Genomic DNA, 22,983 nt, shown 5'->3' on the forward strand with positions numbered 1-22,983 from the left:
AAAGCGTTACAGGTCGAACTTGATGCCCTGCGCCAGCGGCAGCGAATCCGAGTAGTTGATGGTGTTGGTCTGGCGGCGCATGTAGACCTTCCATGCATCCGAGCCGGACTCGCGGCCACCGCCGGTGTCCTTCTCGCCACCGAAGGCACCGCCGATCTCCGCACCGGACGTGCCGATGTTGATGTTGGCGATGCCGCAGTCGCTGCCGGCCGCCGACAGGAACTTCTCGGCGGTCTTCAGGTTCTGGGTGAAGATCGAGGACGACAGGCCCTGCGGCACGCCGTTCTGCATGTCGATGGCTTCGTCGATGGTGTCGTACGGCATCACGTACAGGATCGGCGCGAAGGTCTCATGCTGGACCACGGCGTCGCTGTTCTTCAGGCCCGAGACGATCGCCGGCAGCACGAAGTTGCCAGCGCGGTCGATGCGGGTGCCGCCGGTTTCGATGGTGCCGCCGGCCGCCTTGGCCTGGGCGATGGCATCGAGGAACTGCTGCACGGCGCCATCGCTGTTCAGCGGGCCCATCAGGTTGGCGGCGTCGGTCGGGTCGCCGATCTTGCCTTCGACCTGCTTATAGGCCTTGACCAGCGTGGCCAGCACGTCGGCATAGATCGAGCGGTGCACGATCAGGCGGCGGGTGGTGGTGCAGCGCTGGCCGGCGGTACCGACGGCGCCGAACACGATGCCCGGCACGGCCAGCTTCAGGTCGGCGGTTTCGTCCAGGATGATGGCGTTGTTGCCACCCAGCTCCAGCAGGCAGCGGCCCAGGCGGCGCGCGACCTTCTCATTGACGGTGCGGCCAACCTGGGTCGAGCCGGTGAAGCTGATCAGCGGCACGCGGCGGTCATCGACCATCTTCTCCGACAGCGCGGTGCCGGCATCGTTGATCAGGAAGAAGATGTCCGGGAAGCCGGCTTCGCGCAGGGCGTCGTTGCAGATCTTCAGCGAGGCGATGGCGGTCAGCGGCGTCTTGTTGGACGGCTTCCAGATGCACACGTCGCCGCAGATGGCGGCCAGGAACGAGTTCCAGCTCCACACCGCGACCGGGAAGTTGAAGGCCGAGATGATGCCGACCAGGCCCAGCGGGTGGTACTGCTCATACATGCGGTGGCCGGGGCGCTCGGAATGCATGGTGTAGCCGTACAGCATGCGGCTCTGGCCCACGGCGAAATCGGCGATGTCGATCATCTCCTGCACTTCGCCGTCGCCTTCGGGCTTGCTCTTGCCCATTTCCAGCGCAACCAGCGAGCCCAGGGCGTCCTTGTGCTTGCGCAGTGCTTCGCCGCAAAGGCGCACGGCTTCACCGCGGCGCGGAGCCGGCGTGGTGCGCCAGACCTTGAAAGCTTCCTGGGCGCGGGCGACGACGGTCTCGTACTCGGCCTCGGTGGTCGCGCGGACCTGCGCGATCGGCTCGCCGGTGGTCGGGTTGACCGGGGTGATCAGCTCACCGCTGGTCGCGCTCGACCACTCCCCGTTGCCCAGGTACGTGCCAGCGTTGATCGCGTCCAGGCCAAGGGACTTGAGCAGCTCGGAAGACATGCAGACTCCTGTGTTTCGTTACGTTGTTTGGCGCCATCGCGAGCAGGTGGGGGACGCGATGAACAGAACCGCCGATGGTAGCAGAGGGAGGTTGCTGGGCTTTGGTGCGGTGCGGGGTGGAATGGGGCGTCAAAGAGCCGACGTTGAGCCCGTTGGGAAGGTTCAGGCTTGACGTGAAATGACCCAGTTTGATGCAGATTGACACATTCGAAATTCGTAATAGTTGCAATGACTTGCGCCTCGGCAAGGTCGTACGGTCAGGTGTCTGCCCTGTCGAAATTCCTATCTTTTGGCCCAGACATCATTCACAATTCAGTCACGCCTGATTGACAAACCTTTGACAATCACGTGCTGGCTGGGGAGTCCATGCGCGTGAAGACGAACAATTCAGTGTTCGGTCGAGTCGTGAATGGAGAAGTGCTTTGCTACATGGATCAGTAGAAGACCTCCCCGCAGCGCGGGCCCGGGCAGGCCGCCGCCGCGTCGAAGCCCGGGCGGCCCTTGAGTTGGGGTTGCGCCTGGGCGATCTGTTGCTGCTGCCGGGTATGGCAGTGCTCTCCCACATCCTGATGTCTGGAGCAGGGGCCCCGGATTCCTCCCAGCGCATCGTGTTTGGTGCATTGATCCTCAGCGCAGTCATCTGCTTCTCGGTGGCGCCGGTTTATCGCAACTGGCGGATGCGCGGACTTCTCGCTGATCTCTGGTTGTTGCTGCTGGCGTGGTCTGCCACCTTCGCGTTGTTCTCGCTCTACGTCGTCCTGGTCGGACTTGCCGATGCGGTCCCCTCTACCTGGCTGATCGGCTGGTATGCCTTTGGCCTGGGCTCCATGGCTGCACTGCGCGTATTGCTGAGAGTGCAGTTGCATCGCTTGCGTTCACGCGGGATGGATCATGAGCGGATCCTGCTGGTCGGGCTGCGGGCGCCTGCCTTGAGGCTGCACCGTCTGCTGCGTGGGAAACCAGAGCTTGGCAAAGACGTCATCGGCTATTTCGCCAGTGCGGGCGATATCGCCACCCGTCGCGGTGGGGACGCGCCGTGCCGGCTGGGGCGACTGGAAGACGTCCCGCAGTACATGGATCAGCACCGCGGCGAATTCGATCAGGTCTGGGTGTCGATGCCGATGGGGCACGCGGCCGCGATCAAGGACATGCTCAAGCAGATCGAGCGATTTCCGGTGCCGGTGCGCCTGATTCCGGATACCACGGGGCTGGGTGCGTTGAATCCCGGCGTACACCAGGTGGGTGACGTGCCGATGATCGGCGTGCGCCAGGGTCTGGTGGATCATCGCTTCCGCCTGTTCAAGCGGGTTGAGGACATCGTTGTGGCGGGCATTGCGGTGATCCTTCTGGCGCCGCTGTTTGCCGTGCTGGCCATCGGCGTGAAGCTGAGCTCACCGGGGCCGGTGCTTTTCCGGCAGAAACGTCATGGCCTTGGCGGTAAAGAGTTCTGGATGCTCAAGTTCCGCTCCATGCGTGTGCACGCGGAGGGGGAGGGGCAGATCACCCAGGCAACGCGGGGTGATCCGCGCGTCACCCGGTTTGGCGCCTTCCTGCGCCGCAGCAGCCTGGATGAATTGCCGCAGTTCTTCAATGTACTGGGCGGGAACATGTCAGTGGTGGGGCCGCGACCGCATGCGATCCAGCACAACGACCACTATGAGCGGGTGATCGAACGCTACATGCACCGTCACTACGTCAAGCCGGGCATTACGGGCTGGGCGCAGGTGCATGGGTTGCGTGGCGAGACGCCAGAGCTTCGCTCGATGAAGAAGCGTGTGCAGTACGACATCGACTACATCCGACGCTGGAGCCCGACGCTGGATGTGCGGATCATCGTGCTGACGGCGTTGAAGGTGCTGGGGCAAAAATCGGCGTACTGATGTGGCCGATTTTTGGAACTGCGACGTAATCCCATGAATCTGCTGGCGATTTCATCGCCTGTAATGCACTTGTAAGGTATGCTGTGCGGCTGCCGCCGGCCCCGGATGTCCTGGTCGCGTGCGCCGCAAGGAATGCCACAGGATCCAGGTCAGTGTTCAAGAACGTTCTTTTTGTATGTGTCGGCAACATATGCCGCAGTCCGTCCGCAGAAGTGATGCTGCGCCAGGCGGTCGAGGGCAGGGGCATCCAGGTATCCTCCGCTGGTCTCGGTGCGCTGGTTGGGCATGGCATTGATGCCACAGCGCAGGAGCTGCTGGTCGAGCAGGGCATGGATGGCCTGGCCCATCGCGCGCGCCAGATCGATGACGCCATCCTGGGAGCCGCCGATCTGGTGCTGACCATGGAGCGCAAGCACGTGCGTCGCATCGCCGAGATCGCGCCGCAGGCATCCGGAAAAACCTTCCTGCTGGGCAAGTGGCAGCAGGATCGGGAGATTCCCGATCCGTACCGCCAACAGCGCCCGGCGTTCGAGCATGTTTACAAGTTGATGGCCGAGGGTGTGGAGAGCTGGGCGCGGCACCTGTAGCGCTGACTTCTCATCTCTGACTGCACCTACATCCAATTGAAGAGTTCTTACTGATGACCACTGATACCCGTAGTCCGGCGCAGGATGATGCTGATGAAATCGACCTGCGGCAGTTGCTAGGCACACTGATTGACCACAAATGGTGGATTGCCGGTATTACGGGGGCGTTCTTCGTTGCTGCAGCCGCCTATGCCCTGTTGGCGACGCCGATCTATCGCGCTGATGCGATCGTGCAGGTGGAGCCGAAGATGCCGACGCTCCCGGGTCTCTCCGATATTAGTCAGTCTCTAGGCATGGGGGCTGGATCAGCCGAAGCAACGACTGAGATTGCGCTCATTACTTCACGTGCTGTTGTTGGCGGTGCGGTAAAGGCTTTGGCGCTTGATGTTGAGGTCGAACCTAATCGCTTCCCGGTGCTGGGTGGATTCCTCGCCCGTAAATCGGAACAGAACTCTCCGAATGAGCTTAGCGATGTGCGCCTCGGCATGAGTCGCTACGGGTGGGGTGGAGAAAAGTTGGACGTTTTTCAATTGGACGTTCCCCACAGATTGATCGCTGAGCCACTTACCTTGATTGTCGGGGAGAATGGGACTTACGAGCTGTTTGACGATGGAAAACTTCTGCTGACGGGAATGGTTGGCAAAGTGGCAAATGGTGGGGGAGTGACAATTCAAATTGCTGGAATTCGCGCTCATCCAAATATGCGCTTTATGGTGACTCGCCAGCGTCATTTGACGGTTACCAATGAGTTGCAGAAGGAGATCTCCGTTCGCGAAACGGGTAAGGATTCTGGGATTCTTACTCTTGCATATGAAAGCTCGGATCCGGAGCTTGCTGAGAGAGTTCTGCATGAGGTTGCTCAGGCATATGTACGCCAGAACGTAGAACGCAGTTCCGCGGAGGCTTCGGCACAGCTTAGTTTTGTGAAGGAACAACTGCCTAATATAAGAAATCAAGTCGATGTCGCGCAGAAAGCTCTCAGTGACTATCAAACCCGTGCCAATTCAGTTGATCTAACCCTTCAGACCAAGGGCCTTCTGGATCAGGAAGTGGCGGTTGAAACAAGTATTCAGCAGTTGCGCCTTCAGCAAGCTGAAATGGATCGTAAATTCACCCGTGATCATCCCGCCTATCAGGCGCTCATGCGCCAGATCGGTGAGTTGGAGGGAAGGAAGAGCAGCTTCCAGGGCCAAGTGAAGCAGTTGCCCGAGGCGCAGCAAGAGCTTTTGCGCCTCACTCGTGATCTGCAGGTGGGCAATGAAATGTATACAGGAATGCTGAACCAGGCCCAGCAATTGGACGTTGCTCGTGCTGGTACCGTGGGTAACGTACGAGTCGTGGACGTGGCGGCTGTGGACACCACTTCGCCAGTTAAGCCGCGTAGAGGGCTTGTAATTCTAATTGGTACTGCGTTTGGCGTTCTTCTTTCTGTAGGGCTCGTGCTACTAAAGCAGATACTCAATAGAGGGGTGGAGGATCCCTCTCAGATTGAAGAGCTTGGGTTGCCTGTATATGCATCGATATGAATCGCCCAGGGTTCCGTAGACACCTCGCAGCCATAAACTATGGCTTAGGCGGAGGTGGTTATGAGCACGAAGCGGTACACCGATGAGTTCAAGATCGAGGCGGTCCGACAGATCGTTGAGTACGGCCGTCCGGTAGCGGAGGTTGCCGAGCGACTGGGCGTGTCGATCCATAGTCTTTACGGCTGGAAGCGGCAACAAGGCAAAGGCGATGTTGGCCGGCGTGTCGAGCAGGACCAGAACGCGGAAGTGCGCCGCCTCAAGGCTGAGCTACGCAGGGTCACTGAAGAGCGAGACATCCTAAAAAAAGCCGCCGCGTACTTTGCAAAGGGGTAAGAGCAAAGTACGCCTTCATGAAGCAACACGCAGATGAGTTCGGCCTCGCGGCGATGTGTCGGATGCTTGGCGTCCATCGCAGTGGCTACTACGCCTGGCTAAAAGAGCCGGCAAGCGCTCGCGACAAGGACGATCAGCGGTTGCTCGGCCTAATCAAGCACAGCTGGCTGGAAAGCGGCTCTGTGTATGGCCACCGCAAAGTGACCACAGATCTGCGCGAGCTTGGCGAGACGTGTAGTCGTCATCGCGTGGCACGCTTGATGAAGAGCGAGGGGCTGCGGGCAATGGTCGGCTACGGTCGGCGACCACGCCCATTGAGCGGCCCTGTTGGATCAGTCGCCAAGAACGTTCTGGCTCGCGGCTTCAAAGTCAGTGAGCCAAATCGCGCGTGGGTCACGGACATCACCTACATCCGCACGTACGACGGCTTCCTGTACTTGGCGGTAGTGCTTGATCTGTTTTCGCGTCAGGTCGTTGGATGGGCAACCCGACCAACTCAACATACGGACCTGGTTTTGCAGGCGCTATTGGCTGCAGTGTGGCGGCGCAAGCCAAGCCCCGGGCTTCTGCTTCACTCCGACCAGGGAACCCAGTTCACCAGCGAAGACTGGCAGAGCTTCCTGCGCGAGCACGACATCGTGTGCAGCATGAGTCGACGAGGAAACTGCCATGACAACGCAGCGATGGAGAGCTTCTTCCAGCTACTGAAGCGGGAGCGTATTAAGCGGAGGATCTACAGCAATCACGACGAGGCACGGGCCGACGTCTTCCAGTACATCGAGATGTTCTACAACCCAAAACGGCGGCACAGTTCCAACGACGGGCTGTCCCCGGTAGAGTTCGAGAAGCAGTACGCACTAAACGGCTGACGACTGTCTAGAAAACCCTGGGCGATTCAATACCAGTTAGCCCACAGCAACAGAGTGATTCGGTGCGTGGAAAATTCCGGGCCGATGGGAAGCTGCATCTTTTGGCCCTAAAGGATCCCGCAGATCTGGCGATCGAGGCCGTGAGAAGTCTGCGCACTAGCTTGCACTTCGCGCGTTTGGAAGCTAAGAACAACATCGTGCTGATTTCCGGCGCGAGCCCGAATGCAGGTAAGACTTTCGTTTCGTCGAATTTAGCGGCGGTTATTGCGCAGGCTGGTCAACGAGTTCTGATCATTGATGCCGACATGCGGAAGGGCACGCTGCATAAAGCGCTGGGCGTGCCGCAGGTTCCAGGGCTGTCAGATCTGCTGGTCGGAAAGGTTGATAGCTCGGCGGTTGTGCGCACCCTGCCGGAGTTGAATAATCTGAGCTTCATAGCGCGAGGAGATGTTCCACCGAATCCATCCGAGTTGCTGATGCATTCAAACTTTACCAAGGTGCTCGAAACACTCGCGCCACAGTACGATCTCATCATCGTTGATACGCCGCCCATCTTGGCCGTTACTGATGCGGCGATAATTGCGCATCATGCCGGAACGTGTCTTATGGTCGCCCGCTTTGGATTGAATCAGGCCAAAGAGCTAGCATTGGCGAAACGTCGTTTTGAGCAGAATAACGTTCGCATCAAGGGAGCAATATTTAACGCGGTCCAGCGTCGAACGGCAGGGTACTACAGCTATGGCTACTACGAGTACAAGTCAGTTAAGTGAGGCGCACCAGGGATGTTGCCGGATAAGCGTGCGGCAGAAAATTAGATTTTGCGTTATCGAAACTAGAATGATCGGAAATTGTATAAATCTGTGACGCTCGCCTGGGCCGAGGAATGGTTTGATGAAAATTCTGTTTATCAGTCATACCGCGATGGGTGGGGCATTCGTAGTGGGTTCTCACCATCTCGCTAGAGAGATGGCGCGCCAAGGACACGATGTAGTTCATGTGAGTTCGCCAATAACAATTGCGCATATTGGATTCCTTCGATCAAAGTTCAATCGAGAGAAGATGCGCCGGTGCGCCATTGGCGGGGAGGTGATAGACGGTGTTCGCGATGTGGTTCCGTTCTCAATTCTTCCTTGGGCAATTGCTAGGAGAAGTGGATGGCTGCGCCGAAAGTTGTATTCACCTTTTATCTATCTGCGGCATGTCCTGGGAAAGCGCCGTCTGAATGAATTCGATATTGTTTTTCTGGACGAGCCGCGGCTTTTTGATCTAGCCGAAAGCTGCGGTTCTCGCTATCGGGTGTATAGACCTACGGATCTTTATGCCGAGATGAGAGAGGATCCGTCTATCGGTCAGCTTGAGGGTGAAATAGCTCGGCAGGGGTATAAGGTTGTGGCCATGTCACGGCCGATCGCCAAACACATGGAGGCGGTTGGGGCGCCAGCGATTCATCTAATGCAGAATGGCGTAGAGTATTCGTTGTTCTCTGCACCAGCAGAACTACCTGTGGAAATTGAACTTCCAGCGGGGCTGCTAGCCGTTTATGTAGGTGCCTTGGATGAACGGTTCTCAATTGAATCTGTTGTAAAAGCCGCCAAATCTGAGCCAGACGTTTCATTCCTGATCTTTGGGCCATGGCATAGTGGAATCATGGAGCTGGCTAATGATTTGCCAAATATAATTTTCAAGGGGCCGGTTAGTTATCGTCATCTGCCTGCTCTCCTGCAACGGTGCGACATTGCCTTGCTGCCGCTCTCCTCTCATCCTTCGAACGCTGGTAGAAGTCCCATGAAGATATTTGAGTACGGCGCGGCGGGACTGCAGGTTATCTCCAGTTTCACGCCTGAACTGGCTGCCAGAAATTTGCCTTTCGTTCTCCTTGCTGAAGATTCTGACGATTTTGCGAGCCAGGTTGGGCTGGCAATTTGTAATCTGAAGAAAGGGCGCTATTCGCCAGAGATCGGGCGCGCGGCATCTGCAACTCAAGCATGGTCCAAGAAGGCATCTCAGCTCATCGATCTTGCAACATCCAGTGGGGGGATTTGATGTGAGGATTTCTCGGAGCGGCAATCAGTTATTGCTCTGGAACATGCTGCCGTTCTACATCTGCTGCCTTCTAATATATGTACCTTATTTTCTGTTTGAGTCGTCAGACCTCTTCCATATAGCTCTGAAGTTCTCGGTGAAGGAGCACGCGATATATGGACTCTTGCCCGTTGGGATAGTTCTCTTGGGAGGCGCAGCGGCTAGGCCGTGGCGCAAGAATGCAAGCGTACAAGGTTATTATGCGTCATCATGGGTGAGGCTCCTTTTATGGGGGGTTATGATTTTCTCACTTGCTGCGCAGCTTATTCAGATTGCGGTGGCGCTTACCGGGTTTCTGGCTGGCGGTTATCTTGTTGCGCGCCAGGCGGCTGTTTTCGAAGGGGTTGGTACGATTATCCGAATGGACATTGTAGCGTTGCCACTTCTGGCTGCAGTTCTGCGGAATCGAAAGGTTATTCTGAGGCTCCTCGGTCTTCTGGCAATAATGCATGTCGGACGAGCATTTCTTATGAGCGAGCGCGTGGCGATCGTAGAGGTGGTTTGCGTCGCTTGGATCGTTTTGCCGCTCTGCGGCGTAAAAGGAATTCCGATTAGAAAAGGGGCGATTGGTGGGGCGCTGGTCGTGATCCTTTTCTCGATGCTCCTCAGTGCAAGGCTAGATCAGCAGAGCCAGGCTGGTGGACGCTTCGACTCCACAGCAACGGGGATTCTGGATAGCGTGTGGGCCTATTACTCCGACACCATGAATAAGTATTATCAGGTCGCATCTGGTGATTTCGAGTATCCGGGGGTCTTTGCACTTGCTCCCGTAGGGGCGCTACTAGGTTGGGAGGGGGCTCGCGCTTTGGATTACAAAAGTCTCCTTGAGCAGCTTGAATCTTCGTCTTCCATGATTAATTCGGGATTGAATAATCCGGGCGGGTTGGCTCAGGATGTAAGTGATTTTGGTATCCTGGGGTATTTTGTAATAATATTGAAGTTCTTGATTATGTCTTACATCTGGAAAAGGCGATTCTCAAGTTTAGTTTGCTTGGCTTTGGCGCCGCTTATTCTAATATCAATTCTTGAGTATCCTAGGTTTAACTACCTTTCAATGCCATTTGCTGCCTACCTGCTGGTATTTTCGGTCGTTATTGGGTTCGTTGTGAAACGCGCCGCAGTTAGGCGCGAAGTCGATGCTGCTAGGTTTGAGCTATCTCAAAAGGGAGAGGGGGCAGCATGAAGCTTTTGATAAATCTGTCGATGGTCGGCGTAAGGCCGACGGGACTTGGGGTGTATTCAGTTGCTTGTTCTCGAATCGTCGAGAAAATTCGATCTGTTGTGATATCGAGCCGGCCATTGGTTTCTGCTGAAGAGCGAATCAGTTCGCCAATTTCAATCGGAATTGGCGGGGGGAAGTTGGCGGCAATTAAGAGGAACATCTGGCTTCGACGTCTCCGTTTTGATGATGAATTTCTTGTGTATTCGCCTACACATCATGGAGTGCCTGGGCATTCAAACCAGATTATAACCATCCACGATCTAATCTCGTTGCGATTCCCGCGGCAACATTTTCTTCAGTACGCTTATTTCAAATGGTTTGTTCCTAGGCTTTTGAGGCAGTGCCGCGCCGTATTTACAGTGTCTGAAACGTCGAAGGCAGACATAGTTCAGGCCTATGGATTTCCAGAGGGCAAGATCTACGTTGTTCCGAACAGTATAGATCCAGCGCGTTTTTCGCCATTGGGAACTCCACCTGAGCCGTTCTTACTTATGGTTGGTGCGCGATTCAGTCATAAGAATGTAAGCGAGGTTCTACTGAACCACAGTGCTTGGTCCTTTAGGTATCGATTGATCGTAACTTCGTGCTCAGGACCGTATCGAGAAGAGTTGGAGTCATTAATTGCTTCGCTCGACCTAACCGCTTGTGTTGAATTTCTCGACTACGTGGATCCTGATGAGCTCCTGTCGCTGTATAGACGTTGTTCGGCTCTGATCTATCCTTCCAGATGGGAAGGCTTCGGGATCCCTCCCCTAGAGGTTTTGGCCTGTGGACGTCCAGTAATCGCGTCTGATATCCCTGTCCATCGCGAGGTATTGGGCGATGCAGCAATCTATGTCGAACTTGGAAACACAGATAGCTGGATTCTAGCTATTGAGAGCCTGAGTCGTGCAGACCTAGTGCGAGGCAAGGTAGAGCTTGGTGATGAAAGGGTTCGATACTATTCAGCTGAGCGTTCCTTAGCGATGCTTGAATCAAGTCTGAAGGCAGTTGAACCGAGGCTGGAGTTGTTGTGAGTAGAGTTCTGGTGCTTCTTGCTTCCTACAATGGCGAAGCGTGGATCCGGGAGCAGATTGAGAGCGTCCTGGCACAGAAGGATGTGGAAGTTGCAGTGCTCGTCGGTGACGATTGTTCTCAAGACAATACGATGCATATCGTCAAAGAGATGGCGTGCGATCCTCGAATATCGATACTGAAATCCCAGGGTAGGTCAGGTGGAGCAGGGCAAAATTTCCTTAGACTGCTCGAGAACTCTGATCTTAGTGGTTTTGATTTTGTGGCGTTCTGCGATCAGGATGACATCTGGTTGGAGCATAAGCTGGCGCGTGCGATCACGGAAATGGATAAGGCAGGGGTCGATGGCTACTCGGCGCCTGTGCTCGCATTCTGGCCCGACGGGCGGGAGCAGTTGCTACTTCAGAATCGAGTAGTAACGGATTTGGACTATATCTTCGAAGGCGCGGGTCAAGGCTGCACTTTTACCTTGAGGCAGGATTTCGCGCTCAGGGTCCGTGATTTCTTGAAAGAAAATAGGATGCAGCTAAAATCCGTTCATTATCATGATTGGCTTGTCTACTCTCTCGCGCGCGCGTGGGTGAGGGGGTGGATCTTCGACGATATGGTTGGCGTACGGTATCGGCAGCACGGAAATAATGATACGGGGGCCCGGCGAGGTTTTTCGGGCATTCTTAAACGACTTGGCTTGCTGAGAAGCGGGTGGTATTGCAATCAGGTCGACTCCATCGTCGGATGTCTAAATGCGGCATTCCCGATCGCCGCGCTACCCGTGGACTTTCAATCTGTATGGTTCAGTAGGCCAGGAATATCTCGTCGAGTTCGATTGTCTCACATGCTGCTTGTTAGGGGGCGAAGGCGATCCAGTGACAGGTTGATTTTGTTCGCAAGTGCGCTCGCGGGTTGGATCTAGGGGGTTTTGTGAAAGATTGTATTGTGATATTTGGTGGTTCCGGATTTATCGGCTGTTTTTTTGCTGAGTTTGTCTTAAGGAGTGGGCATTGCGCTAAGGTCTATCTTTACGATCTGAACTCTTATAGTGACAAGCCATTCCCCTATCGCGCCAAGCTGCTGGATGAATATGGCGATGCGGTGGAATGTGTTCGCGGCGACGTTCGGAGCGTGATCGAATGGGTTCCTCGCGAGCGGGTTGCATTGATAGCGAACTTTGCAGCGGTTCATCGTGAGCCTGGTCATGAGGATGCTGAATATTTTGAAACGAATGTGGTTGGCGCAGAGAACGTAACCCATTGGGCTTCCCGTATTGGTTGCTCTTCGATACTGTTTACTTCATCGATATCTCCTTATGGAATTGGGGAGGAGGTCAAGGACGAGACGACTCTTCCTGTGCCTGTTACGCCTTACGGTGCGTCCAAGCTAGTTGCCGAGAAGATACATCTTGCTTGGCACGCTGCAAGCCCTAATGCGCGCCACTTGGTCATCGTGCGACCTGGTGTGGTTTTTGGGCCGGGTGAGGGTGGCAATGTTACAAGGTTGATAAAAGCTGTTAAGGGTGGTTATTTCGCCTACATGGCAAATCGTGAAACCCGTAAGGCAGGTATCTATGTAAAAGAGCTATGCAATGCGCTTTGGTGGGTTTATCGGCTGCGAGTGGAGTCTGGGGGCGGTGTAACCCTGTTTAATGCTTCTATGAATCCTGGGCCGTCTATTGAGGACTATGTGGAGGCTGTTTCGAGCGTTGCTGAATGCAGATCTCGCTCGCCGAATTTCCCCTACTTTCTTTTGCTCGGTGTCGCTTTCGTGCTGGATGTGCTGGCGAGGCCGTTGGGTGTTTCGCATCCTTTTAGTCCCGTCCGTATCAGAAAGCTGGTGAGATCCAATAATGTTCTTCCAGCTTATCTTGTTTCGAAAGGATACACCTTCAAGTACACATTAGAAACTGCGATGCTTGATTGGAAGGAGTGTTGCCCTCAGGAATGGGGCGAGAAGTGATTGCCTGCTGATAGGCGAGCGTATGGCTCAGGTCTTCGGTTGCGGACTTGGGTAGTTCGATTGATCTGTCGGTGACGGGTGTTTATTCGCGTTCTACTTCGGATCAGTACGCGCCTTTACTGAGTGCAGGTTTCATAGATGCAAAAGCTGGATGAACTTTTGGCAATTTTTATGAGGGTGAAGGCGCATCCTTCACTTCAGAACGCTGCTTGGACGATTCTTGAGAAGGTCGTTGCGGGGTTTGGAGTGCTGTTGGTCACTGCGTATGTTGCTAGGTACATCGGACCGTCGCTGGTGGGGCAGTTAACTATGGCAGCGGCAGTGTTCCAAGTGGTGCTGGTTGCAGCTCAGCTTGGAAGTGATAGTGTGCTTTTCAAACGTGTTTCGAGGAACGCTGTATCTGGTGCGCGCCTTCTCTCTGCCACAACGGGATTGCGCCTTGGGGTGTATCTGGCGATCTCTGTTCCTGTACTTGCGTTCTTTCTCGACGGGCAGGGACGCGTTGAGTCAGTTTTCTTTGTGGCAACTTGTGTTGCTGGGTTCTTCGCAGCTTGGGACGTTTATTCTATTTACAACAACGCAAGACTCTGGTCGCGCGTGAATGCGATAGCCAACTTGATCGGTTTGGTGTGCGGGCTTGGATCTCGTTACATCATTGGTGCGTTCAAGATCGATCCGGTTTTTTTGGCTTTTCCAATCGTTGTGACTGCATTTGTCCCGTTCTTAATTCGGTACTGGATTTTTAGGGGCGAGGCCGGGGCGAAGATTTCATCGTTTCATGTTCGTCGATATTCGCGCCATCTTCTTGGTGCTGGCGGTGCTGTTATGATCTCGGCAGTTGCTGTTGCTCTGTACACAAAGATAGGTCAGTTCGTAGTTTTCGCGGTCGAGGGGGATCGCGTAATGGGCGTCTACTCGGCTGCACTTACCATAGCAACTTCATGGGCGTTTGTGAATGTCGCACTAATAAACTCTTTCTTCCCGCAAATTTTCGCCGAGCGAGATGAAAATCGCGCGCTCAATATGGCCGCTAGGCTCGGTCGCTACATTGCGATAATTTGTATCTGTGTAACATTGCTATTTTATTTATTTGGAGAATTTGCAATCTCTCTTCTCTTTGGGCCTGATTTTTCGGGTGCATACGCCCCGGGGGTTGTTTTGTGTCTGTCCGTTATGTTTTCCGCTCTAGGGACTATTTCAAGTAGGTACGTAGTCAGATTGTCTGGTTACCGATATCTTCTAGTAAAAACCTTGGCTGTCCTTTGTTTCTCTTTGCTTGTCTATTATCCGCTCGTTCATTTTTTTGGGGGGCTTGGAGGTGCGATTGGAGTTTTGCTTGTCGAACTTGTCTCACTTACGTTGATGAACTACTTTTTCCGGGAAGGGATTGTTCTTAGGCTCCATCGAAGAATTGTCGGCGTTTGAGCCCGAATCGTTCACTAGCAATCATTGCTAATTGATCGAGCCCCGCACACCAGCTCCAGTGTGAACGTCAATAGGTTACCAGCGCTTGATTTTGCGTTGGACCACGCGGGGGGGGGAGTGGCGCGTTAGAAGAAAGTCCATACCGGCGGGCGTCATTTTTACGTCTTACGTGCCGCTGCAGATGTGCCACTGTAAGTGAGGCCTGTGTGAAAAGTGCTCTAGAGCGGACGCATGGGTTTGAAACGTGCGTGCTCCGCGACGGGGGCCATACCTGCATGGTCAGGTGCGGGATATCGCGTCAATGTATCGAATGGATGTTCTGGTCATGAAGATTAGTGAATGGAGCCAGGGCAGGCAGCGCAGGACGGTCCGCGTGAAAGCGAAAGTGGCTCCCTCTTCATGTGTTTTGATGCGCAAGCTTGTCAATGCGATGGTGCGCTAGCAAAGGGGAGTACAAGAATACTGAGAAGGTTTCTTGACTATTTGAGTATTGAAGCTTCTACAATGCGGGGACATGGCCGACGGCTGTTTAATATTAGCGTTCCATCGAAATCTGATGCTCGAGTGAGGGCTAACTGTGATCTCTCTGTAGGTTGTTCATCCGGGACATCTTTGGAAAATGGCGGTTACCACACCTTTCCAGACCCCAAAGAGCCCGGATGAACCACCATAAAAATGCCCGTTTGACCGTCCATAGTCGAGCACTTCTTGTTCACCGCATCCTTCACGAGGGCCTGCGCCCGGAAGAAGCAGCTCAGGCGTGTGGCGTCAGCGTGCGTACGGCTTACAAATGGCTCGGCCGATTCCGGGAGTTGGGGCCATCGGGCTTGGAGAACCGCAGCTCAAAGCCTCACCAGACGCCGCACGCCACGCCGGAGCTGGTGGTCGAGCAGATCAAGGAACGCCGCCGTAAGCGGCAGACCTACCTGACCATCTCCAAGGCACTGGGGGTCGGCCACAGTACGATTTCAAGGCTGATGCGCGCCCACGGCCTCAATCGGCTGTGTCAGCTTGATTCGCCCAAGGAGGTCATCCGATACGAATATGATCAGCCAGGAGGGCTGCTGCACCTGGACATCAAGAAGCTGGGCAACTTCCAGCGGCCAGGGCACAGAACCGATGCCAAACGCCGGGGAAACGCCGCGGGCGGTGGCTGGGGCTACGTCCACGTGGCCATCGACGATCACTCCCGAGTGGCCTTCAGCAGCGTCCACCCCAACGAACAGGGCGAAACCGCCTGCCAGGCGTTGCTGGGCGCTCTGGAGTACTTCGCCAGCCTGGGAATCACCTTCAAGCGGATCCTGACCGACAACGGTGCCTGCTATCGCTCCACCGCCTTTGCCAAGCTGCTCAAATCCCTTGGAATCAAGCACATCAGAACCAAGCCCTACACGCCGCGGACCAATGGCAAAGCCGAGCGCTTCATCCAGACCAGCCTGCGCGAGTGGGCCTACGCCTGCGAGTACGCATCCTCGGACCAGCGCAATTCCGTTCTGAACCAATGGCTGCACCACTACAACTGGCATCGTCCCCATATGGCGATCGGCGGCCAGCCACCTATCTCCAGAGTGCCGCTGAACAACGTAGTGGGTTTACACAGCTAACCGTCAGTCGTCAATTCTGTCGAGATTGTCGAAGAAGAAGTCCGGATCCCGCTCTGAAGTCAGCTGGTAAAGCGCATAGCTTCGGCTCAGGCGTGCGCCGCCGTCCCTGTACAGCGGATTCCATGCAAACGTTGCGCGCGCGCGCGTCGAGAGAGGCAGCAGGAAGTCGAAGGGAATCGAAATGAAGATGCCTTTATCGAAGCTGCCTTCGCCAAAGTCCTTGGACGAAACGTCGGTCTTGGTGGCGTACGCGCCCATGTTCACGCCGTTGTCGAAGGCGCGCGCGACGGAGATCGTAGCGCCCCAGTCCTTCGCCAGGTAGCGGCCAGCGCTGATCATGCTGGTGATCTTGTGCTCATCGCCCCACTGGTAGTAGAAGCTGGCGTGGCCGGTAGTGGTGCTGTAGTCACGGAAGCTGAAGCGCTGATCGAAATCGCGCTGCTTCACCCAGTTCAGCTCGGCACCCACAGCCCAGCGCTCGTTGAAGGGGCGGTAGAGGATCTCGCCACCCACGCCGCCGTACATGGCCTCGAACAGGCCGGCGTAGGCCGAGCCATACAGATCCTTGCCCAGCTGATGATTGCTGGTGAACTGCAGGTTGGTCAGGGTCAGGTCTTCCGTGGTCAGGTACTTACGGATGTTGGTGCGGACCCGGGGCAGGTTGCTTGGCGCGTCGTAGCGGAAGCGGTCGTAGTTGTTGTACGCGTTGTAGCTGGCCGTTCCACTCAGCCAGGTATTCCGCGTGAAGTGGAAGTTGGCCGAGTAGGTGCCTGCGACCTGGAACAGGAAGAAGCCATCCGGTCCACCCAGCTGCTGCTGGTATCCAATATTGAACGCGCCGTCATAGCGTCGAAGTGGGGCCACATAGAGGCTCTCGCGACGCTGCTGCGCAGGCGCTGCCTGCTCGATGTGGCCTGCCAACTCGCTCAGCGGGGTGCGATTGTCGAGGTAGCTGTTGAAAGTGCTGCGCTCAATGCTGCTTTCCACGATGGGTACGCCCAGGCGGGTGTTCTCGATCGTGAACCAACTGGTATCGGATGGCAGTTCTGAATCCAGGATGCGTGCCGCCCGGCCAACTCCCTGCGCCGGGTAGTAGAATCGACGCTGTTCGCCACTGACGATGACTTCCGATCCACGCCGGCTGATGCCCGTGACACGGAGGCCAGCGTTCTCTTCCAGGGTCCGGCTCAGGGCGGGCCAGTCGATGTCATCCATTGACTGAGCCGAGGGTGCCGCGGTTGCTCGGGCAACCGGAGGCGGATCCAGCAGCTTGGGCGTGGATTTCGCTCGTGCCACGTTGCCGCGCAGGGTAATGCCGAACATGGCTGTGTCGCCGCGTTCCCAGCCAAGATGCAGTTGCACGTTGGGATTCACGGCATAGCTTGCGCCCAGATTGATTGGGCTCTTCTGCGTTTGATTGTTGTTCTGTGGTTCGCGCTTGTAGTCGTTGCCGTCGTACTCAAGCTTCAGCTGCAGGGGTTCCCAGGGTGTCTGGTAGGCGATGCCGCCGAAGATGCCGACGGGACCGCGGAACATGCCCTTGCTGTTGAAGTTGCCAGTGCCCTGCGCGCGCGGGCGCTCTTCAAAGCGATCGCTGATCACCCGAAGCGGGTTCGAGAAATCGCCTCGATTACCGATGTAGCCGGTGGCGAGGCCGAGGCTCGCATCAACTGGCCCGAACCGCTTGCTTGCAACCAGGTACTCGCTGGAGAACAGGCCGGTACCACCGATATCGCGGAAGCCTGCGGACACCTCGGGGGCCCATCGGCTTTCCTGCCACAGCCGGACCTTGAGGTCGATCGACTTGTCCTTGTAGTTCTGCTTGCCGCTCAGCCATTCCGGACCGTAGCGTCGGTTTGCGACCGAAACATAGCGGAACGCACCTTCAACCCATGGCAGGGGCTGCATCACCACGTTGTAGCGACTGTAGGGCGAGGTATGGCTTGCGGTGAAGCTCACTTCGCCGTCGTCGGCCATACGTGCGGTGGGGGTCTGCAACAGGCCGACGCCGCCCCAATCGCTGGCGGTGGGCGTAGGGGCTGTTTGTGCGTGCAATACAGCGCTGACGCTCAGGCTGAGAAGGGCAACACTGGCGCGTGCCAGTGGGGTGGAGCGATCGCGCATCAGTATGAAACTCCGGGTGCATCCAGCACCTGGGTGGCAAGGAAGCGCACGGCATCCTCGTTGACATCGGGGGCAATAGTGCGGATCTTCGCAGCGCTCAATGGTACGTAGATCACGGCGCCTGGCGCCAAGCGCACTGGAGCGCTCCGGTTCCACAGCGCCACGCCGAGTTGCTGCACTTTGCCGTCGGGCTGGATGACGTAGAGATCATCCCGGCTCGCTGCTGGCAGCAAGGCACACGCGTTGCGGTAGCTTCGTGCGTCAAGTGTGGCTTGATGCTGCAGCTTGCACGGCTGTACGACCGCGCCAACAACCTGCACGGTTTCGGGTCGGCCGGGATAGACGACGCGGTCGCCGGCCAGCGCGGGTCGATTTTCCGCTGCACTGGCTTCCAGGCGGCGCGGATCAAGGAGCTGCGGTTCGCGCCCGGTCACTGGCAGGTCGCCGAGCTCGCGCGCCAGCTGTGCGGCCGCGTCGGCAAGCTCCGGAGCATCCTGCTGGGAGGCGAGTGTTTCAAGATCGAAGAGCAGGCCCGCTTTGAGGCGGGTCTGTGGCGTCAGTGCACGTTGCCGAAGAAGGGCGGCGCCCAGCATATAGGCTTCCTCTTCCGGCGCTGCAGCAAGTGCGGCTGCGCCGAGGCGGGCCTCGGCGGGAAGCGTGTGCATGCCGGGATTGCGAACATGACCGGCCGCTTCGACGTTGATCGGCGATGAGGCGTGCGCATGGCAGGCCAGAGCCAGAGCCAGAGCCGGCCCAAGGATGATCGGTCGCAGTGTCATCGGTTCTGCAGGTCCTGCGAGTAGGGCTTGAGCTGGACAACTTCAAGGCTGGTGTCGGGTGCGATGGCCTGGATGCTCTTCCAGATGAACCCGTTGGCAGGATCGACCCAGTAGTGGTTGTCGCGCTTCCAGCCGCCGCCCTGAAGCCGCTCCCGCACGTGCAACAGCTCGCGCTCGCTCTCCAGGATATGGACCTTCTCCTTGCCCAGGGTGGTCAGGGTGCCGGTGACGCTCATTCCATACCGGTAATCAGGCATGACGTCGTAACGGCGCTGCACGGTCGTGCCATCCGCTATCCGGTGCAGCGCGTGGAAGGGGGAACTCCCTTCGAGCGTCATGTCCTCAAGTTCCGGGCTGCTGCCATGGGTTCCGACGACGATGCCATCCCTGAGGAAGACGATGCTTCGCTCGGAGCTGTACCACGCCTGTCGACCGGAGTCGATGTTGCCAAGCACCAGAACGGCGCCCCCCGCTGGACCGGTGACCTTGATCTGCGGGAATCGATTGGCGGCCACCTCGGTGGCCGTGGGTTCCACGTTGGGCTTGCCCTGCAGCGCCATCTGCACCGACTTGACGCTGGTCTTGCCCACAACGCCGCAACTGGTTGCGGCGATGAGTACAAGCAAGGCCAGCGCCACGGGGCGCTGGCGATTCGCGTGTCGGGTGGCAGCCTGAGCGATCCTGCTCATGGTGCGGGCCACCTTACTTGTCCAGGTCGCTGCGCGCGCTGGCGGCGTTGCTGATGATGGAGGTGAACGGCAGCAGCTGGTTCACGAACCGGCTCCAGCGGGTCACGCCAGCGGCACCGACAAACACGACATCGCCGGGCTGCAGGTCGAACTGGCTGGCCACGGCAAATGCGGTCGGTGACTTGGCTTCCAGGTGGAACACCTGCGACGGAGTGCTCTGCAGGTCATTCGAACCGCGGATCACGTAGACAGCGTTGCCGTTGGAGGTGGTCTGCAACAGGCCGCGCGCACGGCCAAGTGCCTGGCTCAGGGAAATCTCGCCGGTCTTGAAGTTCATTGCACCCGGCTGATTGACTTCGCCGACCACGAATACTTCCTTGTGGTCGAGATAGGGCACGTAGATGTGATCGCCGGACTTGAGGAACACATTGGTGTCGCCGCCGCCGCTGCGACCCAGTCGGTCGAGGTCGATGGTGTAGGTGGTGCCATCACGTGTCAGGCGAATGCCGGACAGGTCGGCCTGTGCCGGATCAAGGCCCGCCTGGCTGATGGCGTCGCCCATCGTCAGTGGCGTTACTGTCAGCGGAACAGTGGCGGCCTGACGCGAGGCGCCGGTAACCCAGACGCGCTGGCTGGCATAGGTCAGCATGGAGACGTCCACCTGCGGCGCTTCGATGTAGCGGGCCAGCTTGGTGGAGATCTCTTCGCGCAGTTCGCCGGGCGTCTTGCCCGTGGCGGTGATCTTGCCGATATAGGGATAGAAGAGCGTTCCGTCGGACTGCACAAGGCGGCCTGCGGCGTTCAGCTGCTGCTGCGGGCCGGCCGGCACGGTCAGTTCGGGGTGATCCCAGACGGTGATGTAGAGAATGTCGCCCGCACCGATGCGGTAGGGGCCCGGCTGATACTGGGTCAGGGCGGCGGGCAGCGCCGCGACATCGCGGGTGGCGCGCTCCATGGCGATCAACTTGGGCGTGATCGGAATCAGTTCGATCTGGTCGTTGCCAATGGGCTGATCATCGCGAGCGAAGGTGCTCGAGCGAAGATGCTGGCCTGGCGCCCACATGCAGCCGGTCAGGGTGAGTGCCACCGTCATTGTGGCTACGAAACGCTTGCAGTCCATCGAAATCTGTTCCTGGCCCGATCGGGCATGAAAAAGCCCTCGCCGAACGTCGCCCGGCGAGGGCGGGGTTACTGCTTCGGCGGACCGATCAGTTGGTGCCGGTAGTGCCGGTGGTGCCGGTCGTACCGGTGGTGCCGGTCGGCGGGTTGGTGGTGCCGGTACCGCCGTTGTTGCCCGCGTCGTCCTTGCTGCTGTCCGCAGCAACGCTGTACAGCACGCCGGCAGCGGCAACGCCCAGACCCACGGTAGCGACGGTGGTCAGGGTGCCGGTGGCGGCAGCGCCAGCAGCTTCAGCGCCAGCAACTTCAGCGCTGGTTTCGGCGGCGACAGGAGCTTCCTGAGCGAACACCGGCGAGGACAGGCCCAGCAGGGCCAGAGCGGCAATCATCTTCTTCATCTACGGGGTCTCCTACTCCGTGAGGGAAATTTTTCCACCGCTATGTTGGCTGCTATTCATTTGCCCTGTCAAGGAACGTGAAGGAAATGTGGAGTGGCTCTGGCGATTCTCAGAAGTGTTGGAAGATCTCAGCCCTGCCGGAGATGAGCTTTGCTAGTGCAATGACGAGTCGGTGCGTATGGACGTCCGGCAAGGCGAGGGGCAGGACCATTCCCGCGAGTACGGCAGCGACAACAGCGATCGCACGGGCACGGCCGACGGGTGATGCGGCGTGCAGTGCCCATGTGCTGCAGCTCAGTCCAAGTGCCAGCCCGGCAATGACTTCCGAGAGGCTGTGCGCATGCAGCGGGATTCGTGACCAGGCAATAGCGGTGGCCAACAGCACGCCGATTACCAGGCCGATCGCCCCTGCGCGCTTGCCGGGCCCGGCAAGCAGTACACCAACGACTGGATAGACGACACTGGACATCGCGGCATGCCCGGAGAAACCGGTGAAGTGCACGCTCTTGATGCCAATCCCCCAGCCCATGAAGGCCAGCTTTGAGGCAAGCGTAACGCCGGCGGTGACGGCGATGGCCAGCAGCCATCGCCATTTCAGGCGTGCGTCTGCACGGGGCAGGGTGATCAGGAGCACCAGGGCCGTCGGCAGCAGCCAGCGGCTGTCGCCGAGGGCGGAGAGGGTTCGCCAGACGTCGGACATCCAGTTCACAACGGGTCGCGGCGGGCCAGCATATCTACTCCGAGGGCCCTGCAGAACGCCCCGCGCTTGGTCCATTCAGCCAGACGAGGTATCCTTTCCCGCTGCCAATGGCCCCGTAGCTCAGCTGGATAGAGCGTCCCCCTCCTAAGGGGAAGGTCGCCCGTTCGAATCGGGCCGGGGTCACCATCCGCCGCAGCCGGTTGCCGGGGTCCTACAACAACCCCAGCCCACCCAGCACCGCCTCCACCTCCTCGCGCTCACCGTCCCGCAGCCCCTGCAACGGCAACGGCAGGCAGTCCTCGCCGCACAGTCCCAGCAGTGCCGCCGCGCAGGCCATCACGCGAATCCCGCCGAACCGCTCATATAGGGACCACAGCGGCGCCAGCCGCGCAGACAGGGCAATAGCACCCTCTTCATCGCCACTCCCCACGGCCCGCATGATCTGCAGCGCTACCTCGGGGAAAAGCCCGGCGGTCACCGAATACCAGCCGTCACACCCCGCCAGCAGCCCTCGCACTGCCGAGGCGTCACCACTGACGCCCAACGTCACATGTGCGGGAACGCACGCACGCAGTGCAGCAACGCGCGCGTCAGCCTCGACGGGATCATCAGCAAGGCGCGGAATCTTGATCGAAGCGATGTTGGGCAGCGCGGCGATCCGGCCATGCAGTGCATCGGTGAAGCGAAAGTGGGTGGTGCCCGGATTGTCGTAGACGCAGATAGGCGTGCGGACCGCTGCGCATACTGTTTCGAACAGTACTTGCACCTCATGGTCCTTCAGGGGCTGGTAAGACACGGGGGCGAGCAGCAGGCCTGCAGCACCTGCATCCTCGGCGTCCAGGGCCAGTTCCAGCACATCGCGGGTACGCAATGCACCGATGCCGGCGATCACCGGAACACCCCCGGCGTGCGCGAGTGCTTCGCGCAGCACGCGCTTGCGCTCGTGCTTCTCCAGATAGGCGTAGCTGCCAGTGGAGCCAAGCACGCCCATCGAATCAACATCGGAATCCGCCAGGCGCTCGACCAGTCCGGCAAACGCACGAAAGTCGATGCCGGCTTCAGAGAGCGGGGTCAGTGGAAACGCGCTGAGGCCTTTGAACATGGGATCTCCCGAAGGGGGAATGGGCTGGACACCTGGAA

General features: G+C 57.8%; 19 protein-coding genes, 1 tRNA gene and 1 pseudogene. 13 read left to right on the forward strand and 8 right to left on the reverse strand.

The window, feature by feature from the left end:
• Positions 1-6: 6 nt before the first annotated feature.
• A complete protein-coding gene (gene amaB / locus ACZLHH_RS10060; protein WP_164079693.1) occupies positions 7-1,539 on the reverse strand; it encodes an L-piperidine-6-carboxylate dehydrogenase in 1,533 nt (510 codons plus the stop codon).
• A 512-nt stretch (positions 1,540-2,051) separates the two neighbouring features.
• On the opposite strand from amaB, the gene ACZLHH_RS10065 reads away from it, so the two are divergent.
• The 12 genes and pseudogenes from ACZLHH_RS10065 to ACZLHH_RS10120 all read left to right on the forward strand — a co-directional run bounded on the left by ACZLHH_RS10065 (position 2,052) and on the right by ACZLHH_RS10120 (position 16,034).
• Entirely contained in the window at positions 2,052-3,419 is a 1,368-nt protein-coding gene (locus tag ACZLHH_RS10065; RefSeq protein WP_429000431.1) for an undecaprenyl-phosphate glucose phosphotransferase, read from the forward strand.
• A 215-nt stretch (positions 3,420-3,634) separates the two neighbouring features.
• A complete protein-coding gene (locus ACZLHH_RS10070) occupies positions 3,635-4,006 on the forward strand; it encodes an arsenate reductase/protein-tyrosine-phosphatase family protein (protein WP_019661368.1) in 372 nt (123 codons plus the stop codon).
• Positions 4,007-4,059: 53 nt separating this feature from the next.
• Complete coding sequence (locus ACZLHH_RS10075) at positions 4,060-5,532, forward strand: GNVR domain-containing protein (RefSeq protein WP_478478781.1); 1,473 nt, start codon at positions 4,060-4,062, stop codon at positions 5,530-5,532.
• Positions 5,533-5,592: 60 nt separating this feature from the next.
• Positions 5,593-6,734 (forward strand): IS3-like element ISStma9 family transposase gene (locus ACZLHH_RS10080; RefSeq protein ID WP_087944428.1). Its coding sequence is split into 2 segments (ribosomal slippage): positions 5,593-5,830 and positions 5,830-6,734, totalling 1,143 coding nucleotides; the frame shifts between segments, so codons are not numbered across the junction.
• A gap of 26 nt (positions 6,735-6,760) precedes the next feature.
• Positions 6,761-7,504, forward strand: a pseudogene (locus ACZLHH_RS10085) (polysaccharide biosynthesis tyrosine autokinase); the annotation flags it as partial.
• A 121-nt stretch (positions 7,505-7,625) separates the two neighbouring features.
• Positions 7,626-8,777, forward strand: a complete 1,152-nt coding sequence (locus ACZLHH_RS10090) for a glycosyltransferase (protein WP_180844091.1) — start codon at positions 7,626-7,628, stop codon at positions 8,775-8,777.
• A 43-nt stretch (positions 8,778-8,820) separates the two neighbouring features.
• Complete coding sequence (locus tag ACZLHH_RS10095) at positions 8,821-9,999, forward strand: hypothetical protein (RefSeq protein ID WP_180844090.1); 1,179 nt, start codon at positions 8,821-8,823, stop codon at positions 9,997-9,999.
• Positions 9,996-11,054 carry a glycosyltransferase family 4 protein gene (locus tag ACZLHH_RS10100; RefSeq protein WP_180844089.1) on the forward strand — a complete coding sequence of 353 codons (1,059 nt, stop codon included), beginning with the start codon at positions 9,996-9,998 and terminating at the stop codon, positions 11,052-11,054. Before ACZLHH_RS10095 ends, ACZLHH_RS10100 begins: the two co-directional genes overlap by 4 nt.
• A complete protein-coding gene (locus tag ACZLHH_RS10105; RefSeq protein WP_180844088.1) occupies positions 11,051-11,965 on the forward strand; it encodes a glycosyltransferase in 915 nt (304 codons plus the stop codon). Before ACZLHH_RS10100 ends, ACZLHH_RS10105 begins: the two co-directional genes overlap by 4 nt.
• 8 nt (positions 11,966-11,973) lie before the next feature.
• Positions 11,974-13,005 (forward strand): NAD-dependent epimerase/dehydratase family protein, encoded by a 1,032-nt coding sequence (locus tag ACZLHH_RS10110; RefSeq protein WP_180844087.1) that lies wholly within the window; start codon positions 11,974-11,976, stop codon positions 13,003-13,005.
• A gap of 138 nt (positions 13,006-13,143) precedes the next feature.
• Positions 13,144-14,430 carry an oligosaccharide flippase family protein gene (locus ACZLHH_RS10115; protein WP_180844086.1) on the forward strand — a complete coding sequence of 429 codons (1,287 nt, stop codon included), beginning with the start codon at positions 13,144-13,146 and terminating at the stop codon, positions 14,428-14,430.
• 659 nt (positions 14,431-15,089) lie between these two features.
• Positions 15,090-16,034: an IS481 family transposase gene (locus tag ACZLHH_RS10120; RefSeq protein WP_180844085.1), complete on the forward strand. Its 945-nt coding sequence runs from the start codon at positions 15,090-15,092 to the stop codon at positions 16,032-16,034.
• 3 nt (positions 16,035-16,037) lie between these two features.
• On the opposite strand, the gene ACZLHH_RS10125 is transcribed toward ACZLHH_RS10120, so the two are convergent.
• The 6 genes from ACZLHH_RS10125 to ACZLHH_RS10150 all read right to left on the reverse strand — a co-directional run bounded on the left by ACZLHH_RS10125 (position 16,038) and on the right by ACZLHH_RS10150 (position 21,843).
• On the reverse strand, positions 16,038-18,158 hold the full coding sequence (locus ACZLHH_RS10125) for a YjbH domain-containing protein (RefSeq protein WP_180844084.1): 2,121 nt from the start codon (positions 18,156-18,158) through the stop codon (positions 16,038-16,040).
• Positions 18,158-18,937 carry a capsule biosynthesis GfcC family protein gene (locus tag ACZLHH_RS10130; RefSeq protein ID WP_180844083.1) on the reverse strand — a complete coding sequence of 260 codons (780 nt, stop codon included), beginning with the start codon at positions 18,935-18,937 and terminating at the stop codon, positions 18,158-18,160. Before ACZLHH_RS10130 ends, ACZLHH_RS10125 begins: the two co-directional genes overlap by 1 nt.
• Entirely contained in the window at positions 18,934-19,626 is a 693-nt protein-coding gene (locus tag ACZLHH_RS10135; RefSeq protein WP_049421353.1) for a YjbF family lipoprotein, read from the reverse strand. Before ACZLHH_RS10135 ends, ACZLHH_RS10130 begins: the two co-directional genes overlap by 4 nt.
• A gap of 13 nt (positions 19,627-19,639) precedes the next feature.
• Positions 19,640-20,746 carry a polysaccharide biosynthesis/export family protein gene (locus tag ACZLHH_RS10140; RefSeq protein ID WP_010484747.1) on the reverse strand — a complete coding sequence of 369 codons (1,107 nt, stop codon included), beginning with the start codon at positions 20,744-20,746 and terminating at the stop codon, positions 19,640-19,642.
• Between the two features lie 88 nt (positions 20,747-20,834).
• Positions 20,835-21,143 (reverse strand): hypothetical protein, encoded by a 309-nt coding sequence (locus ACZLHH_RS10145; protein ID WP_049421333.1) that lies wholly within the window; start codon positions 21,141-21,143, stop codon positions 20,835-20,837.
• Positions 21,144-21,252: 109 nt separating this feature from the next.
• Positions 21,253-21,843 carry a phosphatase PAP2 family protein gene (locus ACZLHH_RS10150; RefSeq protein ID WP_180844082.1) on the reverse strand — a complete coding sequence of 197 codons (591 nt, stop codon included), beginning with the start codon at positions 21,841-21,843 and terminating at the stop codon, positions 21,253-21,255.
• A gap of 109 nt (positions 21,844-21,952) precedes the next feature.
• Here ACZLHH_RS10150 and ACZLHH_RS10155 point away from each other — a divergent pair.
• A tRNA-Arg gene (locus tag ACZLHH_RS10155) sits at positions 21,953-22,029 on the forward strand.
• 25 nt (positions 22,030-22,054) lie between these two features.
• Here the strand turns inward: ACZLHH_RS10155 and ACZLHH_RS10160 are convergent.
• Positions 22,055-22,945: a dihydrodipicolinate synthase family protein gene (locus tag ACZLHH_RS10160; protein ID WP_180844081.1), complete on the reverse strand. Its 891-nt coding sequence runs from the start codon at positions 22,943-22,945 to the stop codon at positions 22,055-22,057.
• Positions 22,946-22,983: the final 38 nt, after the last annotated feature.

It is taken from the genome of Stenotrophomonas sp. 28608_Sma (assembly GCF_056486185.1).